Below are 14,077 nucleotides of genomic sequence, written 5' to 3'. Positions count from 1 at the left end.
TTAGGTATACTTGCTCAGTATCTCATCCAGTTGTTCCACCGTCAGGTTGCGGTACAAATCGTTGTCAATCATCAGGGCGGGGGCACGGTCGCAGGTGCCGAGGCAGCAGTTGGGGAGCAGGGTAAAGCGGCCGTCTGCTGTGGTCTGGCCGTATTGTATATTGAGTTTTTCGTAAAGCTGTTCACGGATGCCTTCGTAGCCCATCACGTAGCAGCTGATGCTGTCGCAGAGCAGTATCACATGCCGCCCTACCGGTCTCCGGAAAATCAGGTTGTAGAATGTCGCTACGCTGTCCAGCTCTGCCGTGGACATGCCCACATACTCCGCCACGTCCTGCAGGCTCTCATCCGACACCCAGCCATGGCTTTGCTGCACAATCTTCAGCGCCTCGATGCAGGCGTTCTTGGGTGAGGGCACCAGCCCGATTTCATGGTCAATCTGGTGTTTTTCTTCTATGGTCAGCATATATAAGACTCTGGTATCAAGACGTAAGACACAAGAATTTAATTTGTGCTCCTGCTGGCCCGGTCTTACATCCCGAACCAGCGGAGACTTTATTTTTATGCTTATCGATGACTCATCTGCTGATGCGAGCTTGCAGCTCGTACCTATTTATTAAATAACGCTGATGGTATATCGGTACGAGCTGCAAGCTCGCACCAGCGGGGTATCATAGATTATGATTAGTTTGTATTTCCCATCATTGCTAATTCCTAATTTCTAATTATCGCTTTAGCGATCAATATCCGCCAGCACGTAGTCCATCGCACCCAGGATCGACAGCAAATCCGCCACCGTATACCCCTTGGTTATATAAGGCAGCATCTGCATGTGCGGGAACGAGGGGGTGCGGATGCGCAGGCGGTAGGGAGAGGTGTTGCCGTCGCTGGTGACGTAGTAGCCGTTGGCGCCCTTGGTTGCTTCAATGCAGCTCATGGCCTCGCCGGCAGGCATCACGGGCCCCCAACTCACCCCCAAAAAGTGCGTGATGAGCGTTTCGATGTCGTGCATCGTGTGCTGCTTGATAGGTGGCGTGGTGAGCGGGTGGTCGGCTTTGTACGGACCTTCCGGCATGTTTTTCAGGCACTGCTCGATGATGCGCAGGCTCTGCCGCATTTCCGCCACGCGTACCACGGCGCGGTCGTAGCAATCGCCGTTGGCGGCGGTGGGTACTTCAAAATCGAATAGCTCGTAGCCGGAGTAAGGCTGCTTTTTGCGGAAGTCCCACTCAAAGCCACAGGCGCGCAGGTTTGGCCCGGTCACGCCCCATTCAATGGCTTCTTCTGTGGTGAAAATGCCGATGCCCTTGGTGCGCGCCTTGAACAGGCTGTTCTTCATCACCATGGCATCGTACTCCTTCAGTCGTTTCGGGAAGTAATCAATGAAATGCTGCACCAGCGTTTCCCAGCCTTTGGGCAGGTCCTGCGCCACCCCGCCGATGCGGAACCAGTTGGGGTGCATACGTCCGCCCGTGACGGCCTCCACGATGTCGAAAACCTTTTCACGGTCGGTGAACATATAGAACACCGGAGAGAGCTGGCCCACGTCCTGCGCGAAGGTGCCGTACCACACCAGGTGGCTGGCAATGCGGAACAATTCGCACAGCATTACTCTGATGACTTTCACCCGCTCCGGTACCTGTATACCAGCCAATTTCTCCACGGCCAGCAGGTAAGCAAGGTTGTTCATCACGCCGCCCAGGTAATCGACGCGGTCGGTGTAGGGGAGATAGGTGTGCCACGACTGGCGCTCGGCCATTTTCTCCTGTCCCCGGTGGTGGAAGCCTATATCGGGTATGGCATCCACAATATCCTCACCGTCCAGTTGCAGCACAATGCGCAGCACACCGTGCGTGCCGGGGTGCTGCGGGCCGATGTTGAGGAACATGAAGTCGCTGTCTTCGCTTTGGCGTTGGAGGCCCCATTCTTCCGGCTTAAACTGCAGCGCCGCCTGCTCCAAATCCATCTTGTCGTCATATAGCGCGAAAGGGCCCATCTCGGTGGCGCGGGCCGGGTGTTCCTTGCGGAGCGGGTGGCCAACCCAGGTGCGGGGCATCAGGATGCGGTACAGGTGCGGGTGCCCTTCGAAGCGGATGCCGAACATGTCATATACCTCGCGCTCGTACCAGTTGGCGTTGGCCCACAGGCTGCTGATGCTGGGCACCACCGGAAACTCGTCGCGGTAGCCCACCTTCAGCCGGATAAAGCTGTTGCGGTCGAAAGAAAAGAGGTGGTAGATGATGGTGAAGGCGTAGGGGATATGGCCGTTGTCCCGTTTGCGGGTGCGCTCGTCGGTGGCGGTCAGGTCGTAGAGCAGGAGGTAAGGCTGCGGGATTTCCTTTTTCAGGAATGCCAGCACCTCCCTTATCTTGTCATGGGGCATCCAAAGGGTGAGGATTTCATCCCTGGTTGTTTGTGGGGTAAAGGTGTCTGCCCCGAACCGTGCCTGCAGTTGCTCCAGTGTACCGCTTCCGTTTTCCATATATGGAATTAGTGTGTGCCCGAAAATGCTACCTCATCTGTTGTATTTTTTGCTTATGCTACTTGTATATATATAAGTTGCTGCAGGCTTGTGTCTCAAACACTCGCAGAGCCCCCGAAATGCTTCGGGGCAGGTGCGCACGCTGCGAGGTTTTATGGCTGCTGCGGATTCCTTCATCTAAAGCATCAGAGGCCATAAACTTCTCTAACTCCCAAACTTTCTAACTCTCTAACTTCCTACACCTCATCCGGCGTTCTGAATGCTGTCATGTTCGCCCGTGCCTCCTGCCTTCTTTCCCGCACGTCTATTTTGGCAGGCCTGATGACGCCCTGCTCCCCGATTGTCCAGCTCAGCGGCCTTTTCTCTTTGCCCACCGACTCTGACAGCAGCAGCAGGCCTTCCATGAAGGCGTCGGGACGGGGCGGGCAGCCAGGCACATACACATCCACCGGCAGAAATTTATCCACCCCCTGCACCACGCTGTAGATGTCGAACATGCCGCCGGAGTTGGCGCAACTGCCCATCGAGATCACCCAGCGCGGCTCCATCATCTGCTCGTGCAGCCGTTTGATGATGGGTGCCATCTTGATGAAAACTGTGCCGGCGATGATCATCACATCGGCCTCGCGCGGGGTGCCGCGTATGACCTCCGCCCCGAAGCGGGCCAGGTCGTACTTGGGCGTCATGCTGGTGGCCATCTCCACAAAGCAGCAGGAGAGGCCGAAGTGGAAGGGCCACATCGAGTTCTTCCGGCCCCAGGCCAGCAGGTCCTGCATGGTGCTCAGCACAATGCTTTGCTGCACCGTCTCCTCGTAAGAACTGGTGCCGCTGGTTGCGCGTGCGGGGTCATCGGGTTTACTCAGCCACCACTTCATAGGCGTTAATCGTAAGTCTTAGTCCGTTAATCGTGCTCAGGTATGGAAAAGCCTTGCGGCTGAAATTAAGCAGGCGGCTTTTGTGTCAGGCGCTTGTAGGCCGCCAGTATCTTGTTGCCGTCGGGGCCGAAGTCCAGGGCGCCGTTGCGCCACTCATATACCAGCACCACCACCAGCATCAGCATGAACACCGCCACGCCCGCATAGCCGTACCAGCCCAGCTCCCGGAAGGCGATGGCCCAGGACAGAATAAAAACCGTCTCCACGTCAAAAATCACGAACAGCATGGCCACGAGGTAAAACTGCGAGGAGAAGCGGATGCGGGCAGAGCCTGTGCTCAGGATGCCGCCTTCGTAGGGCTCACCGGTGGCACGCTGGTGGTGGCGCTGGCCCAGTATATAGGAGAGGCCGAGAATGATGCCCACCAGGCTGAGCACAATGGCGCCATATACCACCATGGGCCACAGTAATGTTGTGTTTTCCTCTGACGCGTACATATGCCTTTTCGCCTCCCCGCGAATAGCTGGTTGATAAATAGGGATAACAGGTATATGTGCTTATACCTGCACTCCTGCGTGTGCCCTGTCAGTGGCCGGTGATGTAGTGCTCGAGGTTTTCGATGATAAACTTCTGGTCCTCGATGATGTACTTCACAATGTCCCCGATAGAGATAAGTCCGACAAGTTCGTTTTCTTCAAGTACAGGCAGGTAACGGATGTAGCGTTGGGTCATGAGCGACATGCATTCTTCCACCGTTGCATCCGGTGTTACGGAAATCGGGTGCTCGCTCATGATGTCATGGATAAAGGTGTCTTTGGATGACTTCCCTTTCAGCATCACTTTGCGTGCATAGTCCCTTTCCGTGAAGATGCCCACGAACCTCCCGTTGTCTATCACCAGGAGAGAGCCGACGTCTCTTTCCACCATCAGTTCGAGTGCGCGATAAACGGTGGCGTTTGGATCTATAGAGAAGGCGCTGCTGCCTTTTTTCTGTAGAATATGCCTGACTGTACCCATGCGGCCTCCCTTTGCTAAGATGTGTAATTGGAAAATATTGCTTATTAATGTTCCTTATACGGGACGAATTAAATTAGGTAAACTATTTATATAGAAAATAAATATTTACTTATATTATTATTTAAAGCTACCGCCTGAAGCCGCTATATAGGCGCCCTGAGAAGGGGATGTCCTAAGCTGTTGATTATGAACAGCCATATATAGCCGGTTGAATTTTCTGATAAGGGTGGGTCAGGTATGGGGCAGTGATTAAATGTAACAATTATATTTCATATACCAAATATCGGGCACATATAAATTCAGCCATTATACAATTTTGTCCGATTCTGTCTGCTCTACTTGCTGGCACAGGAAGATTTGAACGCCTGCTTTCCGCAACGTGTGAGAGATGCTGCGCTTAAAATAGCTACAATCGGCCATATAGGGCCGCCCGCGTCCGGGGGTGCTGCTCAGGCCTCTTCTCTGACGAAGCGCAGGTAAAACGTGGTGCCGACGCCGGGAGTGCTGTCTATGCCGATGGTGCCGCCCAGGGTCTCTACCTGTGCTTTCACCATATATAGCCCGATGCCGCGACCCTCTGCCCGCTTGTCTATCTTGCCGTAAAGCTTAAATAGGTCGTTCCCGAACTTCGCCAGATCAATGCCTTTGCCGTTGTCGCGGAACTGGATAAGGTGCTGCCCGCCCTCGGCAGCGTACGTGATGCTGATGTGGAGCGGCCTTGTAGGGTCGCGGTACTTCAGGGAGTTGGAGAACAGGTTGTGGAAAATGCTGTATACGTACGCCCTGTTGGCCCGCAGGCACGCCTCCTCCGGAACATCCGCCTGCACGGTGGCCGCCGCTTCCTCTATGCGGTCCTGCAGGCTGCGCACCACCTCCCCGCAGATAGAACTGATGCAGACCTCCTCATCGAACCCGCCCGTGCTGCTGTCGCGCAGCGACAGGATCTCGTCGAGGTCCTTTATGACCGTGCCGAGGTTCCGGGATGTTTCCCGAAGCTTTTGCAGCACCTTCAGGAAGCTTTCGTTTTTGACGTCCATGTGCTCCAGCAGCGACACCAGCCCCACGATGTTGGCCACCGGCGCCCGCAAGTTGTGCGACACGATGTAGTTGAACTGGTGCAGCTCGCGGTTGTGCCGTGTCAGGTCCTCCGACAGCCGCCGCATCTTCTTCTCCGCCTCTTTGCGCTCCGTCACGTCGTACTGGATGGCGAAGTACTGCGACACCCGGCCCTCGTCGTTGAAGATGGGGGAGATGTCCATGTAAAACCAGAACTTCTCGCCGCTCTTGCGGTAATTCTGGATCTCGAGCGAAATGGGCTCGTTTTCCTCGAAGAGGCGCTTCATCGCCAGAATATGGTTCGGGTCAGTCTCCGGCCCCTGCAGCAGCTCACCCGGCTTTTTACCGATGGCCTCCACCATGCTGTAGCCCGTCACTTTGGTGAACTCGCTGTTCACCCACTCCACGCGCCCGGCGGCGTCCGTAATCACCACGCAGCTCACGGCCTTGCTCGCTATCAGCGACAGCTTCTCCAGCTCTTTCAAAGCTTTTCTCTCGGCTGTGACATCCCTGGCGATCCCCAGAATGGCCACCAGCGCCTGGTCTGTGCATACCGGTATAATGGTGAAATCAAGTGTTTTAGTCTTGCCGTGCTTGCTCACCACCTTGCCCTCCAGCGCAGCGGCTTCGCAGTTCCGGGCTTTGTTAAGGGCCTTGTTGGCCTCGAAGGAGAAAGAGGGCGCGATAAACCTGGAGAAGTGCTGCCCCACTATCTCAGACTTGCCGTAGGAGAGGATGCGGCAGACGCTGGAGTTTACCTTGTCGAAAACGCCGCCGGGCGTTAAAGTAAACACGGCATCGGGATGCGCCTGGAAAAGGGACGTGTAGAAATTGTGGCTCGCCTCTAGAGAGGAGAGCGCCTCCTTTTTCGCCGTGATGTCGCGGGCGTCTATGACATAGCCGTTCACAAATTCATCGTCAGTCGCGTCGGTGATCAAAGCCTCCATCCAGCGCCAGCTTCCCGCTTTGGTCCTGAGCCGGAAGGAGGGCACCGCCACCTCGCGCTGTGTTTGCAGCAATGCGAAAGCGTCCTTCATGTCCTGCAGGTCCTCGTTGTGGATATACTCCAGTGCGGTTTTGCCCAGCAGTTCCTCGGGGCCGTAGCCGGTCAGGCGCTGCACGGATTGGCTGACGTATTGATATATCCCGGCACGGTCCACAATGGAAAGCAGCGCCGCGCTGTGCCGCACGAGCGAATGGTAAAACTCCGGCGAAAGTTCGTCCTGCTTCATATACTGCCCTGCCTTTGTGCCTTATTGTCCGGAACCATACACTTATATTTATGGAATGATTTATAATATATACATAAAAACATGGAAAAAAACCAGAGGTAACATATGTAAAATTCGATACTATTCTTATATAAAATAGGTTTTAATTTATGAAGTGATGCATAATAAATTTTATTTTAAGTATATATAAGATGTTGATTTTAACATAGTTATGCTTTAAAAATATTATGGTATGGCGTGAAATAAAGTTGAGGTACATGCGTAACGGGTAGGTATCCGGAGTTTCATCATAAAAATCCATATGGGCAAGCGCCGCTTTTACCAAACTCCGCCTCAGCACATCGAACTCAAAGCGGCGGCCTCCTGTTTCTCTAAAAAGCAATGCCCTGTCCTGTTGCCCAACCTTGGGTGGCAGGCGTTATGGCAGCATTGTACATCAATCCTATCGTTTCCTTGTACCAGATGAGAAGCTATATATCCCGCACGTCGTCCAGGCCTGAGGCCAGCGCCACGAGTCTGCGCAAATTACTCCGGCAGCTGAGCCTGTGTGCTGTTGCCGCGTTGCTGCTGGCCATGCTGTGGTCGGCGGGCAAGCCGCTTGCTGATACGGTGGCCCCCATTGTGCTGCGTGCCGAGCCGCTCCCTTTCACCCCGAAAGAATTTTATATAGCCAGCGTAGTGGATGAGCGGCAGGAACGCGGGACAGTGGCTTCGCTTATCCCTTTGCCGGCCGCGCCTGGCGCACCGCTTGGCAAGGCACAGCCCGTAGACCTGCAGGGCGGCGGCCTGGTGGCCATCCGCCAGTTTGTGCAGCAGAGCCTGCCCCACAACAAGGAGCTGCGCCCGGTGGTGGTTCGCCTGAAAGAGTGCCGCGTAACCGAGACGGCGGGTGCCAGGGCAGGGCGCGTGGACGGGCATGTGGCCGTGGCGATGGCGTTCGAGTACGAGCGCGACGGCCAGACAATCCCGCTGGTGGAGTACAAGGGCGGCGCCCGCTACGACAGGCCCGCAAGCCAGCACGAGGTGGTGGAGCCGGCGCTGCGGCGCTCGCTGTCGGACGCCCTGCTGTACCTGAACACCTGGATGGACCGGGAGGCGGAAAGCAACGAGAAACTGGCGAAGGCGCTGAAGGTGACATTCCGGGACCACACCCTGGACGCAGGGGACGACACCGTTTTCTACACACCCGACCGCCCCCTCGCCTGGGCTGATTTCCAGGGGAGCCCCTCCAAGCCGAGCAGTTTCGCCGCCTCCGTTTTCCCGAGCTTCGCCTATGAGGGGCAGCCGGAGGTAAAAGACGGCGTCATCCACCTTAACCTGGTGATGAAGGTATATGTGCTGAAAGGCTCCTCGTGGGTGAAAGCCCCCGCCCGCAACGCCTATAGCCTCAACCACGAGCAGCGGCACTTCGACATCGTGAAGCTGGTGGCGGAGCGGTACAAGCGGAAGCTGACACCGGAGCGCCTGACGCTGGCGGATTACAACAGCATCATGCAGTATGAATACATCGAGTCATTCCGGGAGATGAACCGCCTGCAGGAGCAGTACGATAGCGAGACCCGCCACGGCACGGACGAAGCCGCCCAGTCCAGCTGGAACCAGCGCATCGACGGTGAACTCCGGTTGTTTAACTTAAAGTAAGAGATAGGCAGCTATATATGGCCCGGCTTTCTGACCATCGTCCGGCGGGGGCGGTGTGTGCTTCCATATATGGATAGCTGCTTTCCGAGCGCTTGCCATCTCAAGAAGCCCCGCTATATTAAAAATAGGCAGGCTCTCTGGGGAAAAAAATTACAGACCCTCAACCTGTTACTTTCCGCAAAAACCTTTACATTTGCGCCAAACTGTTTATATATTTAACATATTTTGAAACTATGGCGGAATTAAAGCAATATTTAAGAACAGAAATCGACAGACTGCAGATGACTGTTGTGAAGCAACTAAACAACATCGACGAGATAAAGTCTGTTTTAGGCACTTTCGAAAAAATGAACGACGTACTGAACCATGCGCCGGATATTTCCCTGAATGCCGGAGCCGGTGAAGTGAGCAAACCGAAACGGGCCTATAAGAAAAGAAACAAGGCGGAATAATCGGGGATGGGAAATGCGAACCGGAGCTACTGTAAGAGGTAGCTTTTTTTATTTGCATTTATCCGAACCCGGTCTCCTCCTGTAAAATAATTGCATCGCTTCCCATCATCATATTAGCGGGTAAGCCCGATTTCCTGCGTGCGCTAACTACTCACCGAGAAACTATATATCCTATAAGGCTCCTTCTCAGTAATGGCGGGGCCTTGCGCCAGTCATTCTGGAACGGGTAGTCTTGCGGCGGGATATGGATCAATTTTGTATATTTGGGAATGATGCAAAAATTTAACCTCGCCCCATTTAAAGATTTCCTCAAAACCGGATCAGCGGGTGGCCTGATCCTGATCGCCTGTGTGGTGGTCTCTTTGCTACTGGCAAACTCCCCTTTGGGACCCGCGTTCGAGCGTTTTCTGGCACTTGAAATAGGCTACTCGTCTGCATTGCTGCAACTGGAATACCCCATTTTACTGTGGATCAACGACGGTCTGATGGCGGTGTTCTTCCTGCTGGTGGGGCTGGAAATAAAGAGAGAACTGGTAGAAGGGGAGTTGTCCTCTTTGAAGCAGGCCGCGCTGCCGGTGTTCGCCGCCATCGGCGGAATGCTCGTTCCCGCTGTTGTCTATATGCTCTTTAACCAGGGCACAGAAACTGCGGGTGGCTGGGGTATCCCCATGGCGACCGACATTGCCTTTGCCATCGCCGTTATTTCGCTGCTGGGCAAAAGGGTGCCGCTCTCCTTAAAGGTGTTCCTGACCGCACTGGCCATTGTCGATGACTTGGGGGCCATCCTTGTCATCGCCCTGTTCTACTCCACGGAAATGCACCTGAATTATCTGTTGTATGCCGGAGTAGTATTTGCCTTGCTGATTTGCTTTAACCGTTTTGGCGTCAAGAACATATGGCTATACCTGTTGCCGGGAGTGGTGATGTGGTACTTCATCCACCATTCAGGCATACATGCCACCATCGCCGGCGTGCTCACGGCCCTGACGTTGCCTACCACCCCTGATGAGACGGAATCTCCGCTGGAGAAACTGGAGCACGCCCTGACCAGGCCGGTAAACTTCCTGATCATGCCCATCTTTGCCCTGGCCAACACCAACATCAGGTTTGAGTCTGAAATGCTGGAAGGGCTGACGAGCAGCCTGGGCCTGGGCATCATCTTCGGCCTGATGGCGGGCAAACCTATCGGCATCCTCTTCTTTTCCTGGCTCTCAGTGAAGATAGGCATAAGCACGCTGCCCACAGGCACCAGGTGGGTTCAGTTCCTGGGGCTGGGCCTGTTGGCGGGAATTGGGTTTACCATGTCTATCTTCATCGCCCTGCTCTCCTTCAGCGAGCCTGCTTTTCAGACCCAGGCCAAATTCGCCATTCTCATCGCCTCCCTGCTTTCCGGCTTATTGGGGTTCCTGTTCCTAAAGAAGCTGGGCGCGAAGGGCAACCTTGCCGAAATGCCTGAATGAAATTGACCCAGCCATATGCTTAGCTTTTGTTCGACCCGCCCGGGTGCGAAGCCTTATATATATGAGCGCTATAAATAACGAGCCTACGCAAAGCACGCTATATGGGCTGGTCGATATTATACCAAGACAGGCTGCTGGAAATTTGAGTAAGCCTTTTCGTTTTTTCCACTAGGGTTTATGAGGATACTCAAACGAATAAAATTTACAAGTGAAGCAGGAAGATGCCGGTACTTTTCTCATGGCACGTAAGCCATATGACATTTCGCTTTTAAAGTGGATATCACCCTTCTGGAACAGCATGTATGAATCAGGTGGGCAACTGCAATACCAGTACGCATAAAGGCTGCTTTGATTGCCGCTGCGCTTTGGTGCACGATGGGCACGTTTGCAGATACCTCGTCTGAGCCAGCGCAATTTTATCTTGAACAATGCTTCAGGAATAAATCCTGCGTATATCATATATCAACTTATAGTAAATAAAATGAAGATAGCCATCACAGGAGCAACCGGACAGTTAGGACGCTTGGTAGTAAGCAAGCTCAAAGAAAAAGTATCTGCCGATACCATTGTTGCCTTAGTTCGCACACCGCAAAAAGCTGCGGGCTTAGGTGTCGAAGCCCGCGAGGCTGACTATGAAAAGCCTGAAACACTTGGTCGCGCTTTACAGGGTGTGGACACCCTGTTGCTTATTTCCGGCAGTGAAGTCGGCAAGCGGGCTGCTCAGCACAAAAACGTAATTGAAGCAGCGAAGCAGGCTGGCGTAAAGTGGGTGGTGTATACCAGCCTGCTGCACGCAGACAAGTCAACACTGAGCCTGGCAGCAGAACACCTGGCCACCGAGCAGGCCCTGAAAGAATCGGGCATCCCCTATACCCTTCTGCGCAACGGCTGGTATACCGAAAACTACACAGGCTCTATTCCTGGGGCGCTGGCTGGAGGTGCATTTGTCGGAAGCGCAGGCGAAGGTAGGATTTCCTCCGCCGCACGGGCCGATTTTGCAGCGGCCGCCGTTGCCGTTTTGACAAGCGAAGGGCACCAGGGCAAAACATATGAGCTCGCCGGAGACGAGGCATATACGCTGAGCGACCTTGCTGCGGAGATTTCCCGGCAGACCGGGAAAAATATCCCTTATAACAATTTGCCTGAAGCGGAGTACGCAGGTGTGCTTGCCAGCTTTGGTTTGCCGAAAGGACTGGCACAGGCGATTGCCGGTTGGGACATGTCCGCATCGAGAGGAGATCTGTTTGATGACAGCCGTCAGCTCTCCGAGCTAATCGGAAGGCCAACCACACCAATGCCTGACACCGTGGCTGAAGCCTTGAAAGGAGTAGCCTGAGCATTTGATTCCTTTTACACTAAAAGTCCCTCAGTTGCATCGGAGGGGCTTTTGTGTAGGCTGAAGGAGCGAGCGTTGGCGCCTTCTCCTCATTGATTTGCCCTTGCTGCGTGATTAGCTGGTGGTGAGGGATGCGGAGAAAAAAGATCCGCCACTTTTTAATTTAAGCCTGCTGAGCATATACGGCGCTATCGCCGAAACAGCCCCCATTGTCTGGAACCGGAGTCGGAAGTTTTGGCTCTATGCAATACAAGAAGATGAAATAGTGTGGATTGAAGCAAATCCTTTTTTATCTTACCGTATGAATGCAACCTCTTTATAAAAAACATGAGAAAAAATCCATTAACGAAAACGACATTGACCCTGGTAGCAGGGGCTCTGCTTACCTTGACCTCCTGCGCGGAAAACCCCTCGGATCAAGACCAAACCGTTAAAGACGAGCGTGAAGATACACCTGTGGCGGCCCCACCGGTAGAATCCAAAGAACCCAACACGGCTTACGAGCCAGCCTTTCAGGGCCAGACCAGAGTTGCAGGGGTGAAGTCAGCCACTGCCTATGAGGGAAAAGTGCTGACAGACGGTCTTCAGAACCCATGGGGCCTGACCAGCATGCCTGATGGCAGACTGCTTATTACCGAGAAAGGCGGCACGATGCGCATCGCTTCTTTATCAGGGGAACTGAGTGACCCTATCACTGGCATTCCGAAAGTAAATGCCGAGGGGCAGGGTGGCCTGCTCGGCGTCAGGCTTGATCCGGACTTTGAGCAGAACAGGATGGTGTACTGGGTTTTCTCGGAGCCGCTCCCGGGGGGTAACCTCACTGCCGTAGCCAAAGGAAAGCTGTCGGCAGATGAAAAAAGGATTGAGGGGGCAACTGTCATATACCGCGCCACCCCGGCCTACAACGGCACGCTGCACTACGGGGGAAGAATCCTTTTCGATCAGGAGGATAATCTCTTTGTCAGCACTGGTGAGCGCTCCGACACCGTCACGCGGCCGCAGGCGCAGCAGCTTGATTCCGGACTGGGGAAAATTGTACGGATCACCAAAGAGGGAAAACCCGTTGGCGGAAACCCTTTTGAAGACAAGGCGGGGGCAAGACCGGAAATCTACTCCTATGGGCACCGGAACGTGCAGGGCCTTGCCATTCATCCGGAGACGGGGGATCTATGGGAAAATGAATTCGGCCCCAGGGGCGGCGACGAGCTCAACAGAATTGAAGCTGGCAAAAACTATGGCTGGCCAATCATCACATATGGGATTGAGTACAGCGGAGAGAAAGTAGGGGAGGCCATACAGCAGAAAGAAGGGCTCGAACAGCCCGTTTATTACTGGGACCCAAGCATCTCTCCAAGCGGGATGACTTTCTACAGCGGCGACAGTATCCCGGAATGGAAAAACAACCTTTTCATCGGAGGGCTTAGCGGCATGCATATCATCAGGCTCGTAATTGAGGACGGCAAGGTAGTAGGGGAGGAAAGGCTGCTGGCAGATGAGAAACAGCGGTTCCGTGATATTACGCAGGGGAAAGACGGCGCCCTGTATGCAGTGACTGACCAGGGAAGGTTATACCGGCTGTACAAAAAATAGGAACTAATCCCTGTCCGGGCTTAAAGGATGCAAACAAGGAAGGCTCCACATCGCGTGGAGCCTTCCTTGTTTTTATAACGCCGATTAAGTAAAGTAGGGATAAAATAGCTATTCAGTACTGCTGCACGCACATCGTAAATTTATGGCCGATCATCACCACCCACTCTATTCTGAACACGAGTTTTTATATTGCCTGCCTGTCCTGTCTTGCCCCGTATTTATGGATGAGTGCCATCTGACCCGCGTGATAAGCGGTGTGTGACACGATCCTTCCGAGTGCCTCCGCTTTGGTCTTCGTGCCGAACTCCTGGGTGGTGACGGTTGACTGCCAATCGGCTTCAGACTGCTGCTCCAGGATAGACTTGAGTTTTTGACAGGAGAAATCAACATGCTCCTTCAACTCACTCAGACGAACCCACTCCCCGGTGTCCTTTTTGGCTATCACCGTCTTCGCCACCACCTTTACGTCCGGGGCCCCGAACACATTCTTGGCGAAAAGCAGCTCAACCTCCCCAATGTGCCGTATGAGGAAGCCCAGGCTGTTGGGAGAAGGCGGCAGCCTCTTTGTTAAATCTTCTTCTGTGATATCCTTTAACTGGTTTGTGAACCTGGTTCTGGCTTCCAGCCAAAGTTCGATGAGAATAGCTGACGTTGGCATTGCTTTAGAATAAAGTCAGGATTGTTGTGGAACATATAACTTTGTTACGGGCACTGGCAGAAAAGAGACTGACCATATCACCGCCAACCCTTCTTGATCTAACGTCTAATTTGGAGCCGGAGCCTCCTCTATGCTGTACCACTTCCTTTTGAACCAGAAGGCGGCAATGACCAACAGGATCAGCGCAGGCACCTACACCAACGGCCCGGTCACGCTGGCAAAGGCCTGACCGCTGTTGATGCCGAAGATGCCAATGGCGGTACAATATACCCAAACTGA

12 protein-coding genes are annotated in these 14,077 nt (G+C 53.9%); 5 read left to right on the top strand and 7 right to left on the bottom strand.

Annotated elements, in window-relative coordinates; genetic code table 11:
• The 6 genes from nuoE to GSQ62_RS02840 all read right to left on the bottom strand — a co-directional run bounded on the left by nuoE (position 1) and on the right by GSQ62_RS02840 (position 6,661).
• The gene (nuoE, locus tag GSQ62_RS02865) at positions 1–465 is read right to left on the bottom strand and encodes an NADH-quinone oxidoreductase subunit NuoE (RefSeq protein WP_161888107.1); all 465 of its coding nucleotides are present in this window, start codon (positions 463–465) and stop codon (positions 1–3) included.
• A 267-nt stretch (positions 466–732) separates the two neighbouring features.
• Positions 733–2,481, bottom strand: a complete 1,749-nt coding sequence (gene nuoC / locus GSQ62_RS02860; RefSeq protein WP_161888106.1) for an NADH-quinone oxidoreductase subunit C/D — start codon at positions 2,479–2,481, stop codon at positions 733–735.
• 236 nt (positions 2,482–2,717) lie between these two features.
• Positions 2,718–3,356 (bottom strand): NADH-quinone oxidoreductase subunit B, encoded by a 639-nt coding sequence (locus GSQ62_RS02855; RefSeq protein WP_161888105.1) that lies wholly within the window; start codon positions 3,354–3,356, stop codon positions 2,718–2,720.
• Between the two features lie 65 nt (positions 3,357–3,421).
• Positions 3,422–3,853, bottom strand: a complete 432-nt coding sequence (locus GSQ62_RS02850; RefSeq protein WP_202621830.1) for an NADH-quinone oxidoreductase subunit A — start codon at positions 3,851–3,853, stop codon at positions 3,422–3,424.
• A gap of 88 nt (positions 3,854–3,941) precedes the next feature.
• Positions 3,942–4,373, bottom strand: a complete 432-nt coding sequence (locus GSQ62_RS02845; protein ID WP_161888104.1) for a CBS domain-containing protein — start codon at positions 4,371–4,373, stop codon at positions 3,942–3,944.
• A gap of 449 nt (positions 4,374–4,822) precedes the next feature.
• Positions 4,823–6,661 carry a PAS domain-containing sensor histidine kinase gene (locus GSQ62_RS02840; RefSeq protein ID WP_161888103.1) on the bottom strand — a complete coding sequence of 613 codons (1,839 nt, stop codon included), beginning with the start codon at positions 6,659–6,661 and terminating at the stop codon, positions 4,823–4,825.
• A 420-nt stretch (positions 6,662–7,081) separates the two neighbouring features.
• Here GSQ62_RS02840 and GSQ62_RS02835 point away from each other — a divergent pair, with 420 nt between their 5' ends.
• The 5 genes from GSQ62_RS02835 to GSQ62_RS02815 all read left to right on the top strand — a co-directional run bounded on the left by GSQ62_RS02835 (position 7,082) and on the right by GSQ62_RS02815 (position 13,140).
• On the top strand, positions 7,082–8,302 hold the full coding sequence (locus GSQ62_RS02835; protein ID WP_237586932.1) for a hypothetical protein: 1,221 nt from the start codon (positions 7,082–7,084) through the stop codon (positions 8,300–8,302).
• A gap of 233 nt (positions 8,303–8,535) precedes the next feature.
• The gene (locus GSQ62_RS02830; RefSeq protein WP_161888102.1) at positions 8,536–8,754 is read left to right on the top strand and encodes a hypothetical protein; all 219 of its coding nucleotides are present in this window, start codon (positions 8,536–8,538) and stop codon (positions 8,752–8,754) included.
• A gap of 269 nt (positions 8,755–9,023) precedes the next feature.
• Positions 9,024–10,214 carry a Na+/H+ antiporter NhaA gene (gene nhaA / locus GSQ62_RS02825; protein ID WP_317164388.1) on the top strand — a complete coding sequence of 397 codons (1,191 nt, stop codon included), beginning with the start codon at positions 9,024–9,026 and terminating at the stop codon, positions 10,212–10,214.
• Between the two features lie 481 nt (positions 10,215–10,695).
• Positions 10,696–11,550, top strand: a complete 855-nt coding sequence (locus GSQ62_RS02820; RefSeq protein ID WP_161888101.1) for an SDR family oxidoreductase — start codon at positions 10,696–10,698, stop codon at positions 11,548–11,550.
• 327 nt (positions 11,551–11,877) lie between these two features.
• Positions 11,878–13,140: a PQQ-dependent sugar dehydrogenase gene (locus tag GSQ62_RS02815; protein ID WP_161888100.1), complete on the top strand. Its 1,263-nt coding sequence runs from the start codon at positions 11,878–11,880 to the stop codon at positions 13,138–13,140.
• Positions 13,141–13,324: 184 nt separating this feature from the next.
• Here the strand turns inward: GSQ62_RS02815 and GSQ62_RS02810 are convergent, their stop codons facing one another.
• Entirely contained in the window at positions 13,325–13,798 is a 474-nt protein-coding gene (locus tag GSQ62_RS02810; RefSeq protein WP_161888099.1) for a DinB family protein, read from the bottom strand.
• Positions 13,799–14,077 lie beyond the last annotated feature (279 nt).

This window comes from Pontibacter russatus, assembly GCF_009931655.1.
Taxonomy (GTDB): Bacteria; Bacteroidota; Bacteroidia; order Cytophagales; family Hymenobacteraceae; genus Pontibacter; species Pontibacter russatus.
Note: the sequence above shows the minus strand (reverse complement) of the source record. Positions and strands in the feature narration are given on the sequence as shown.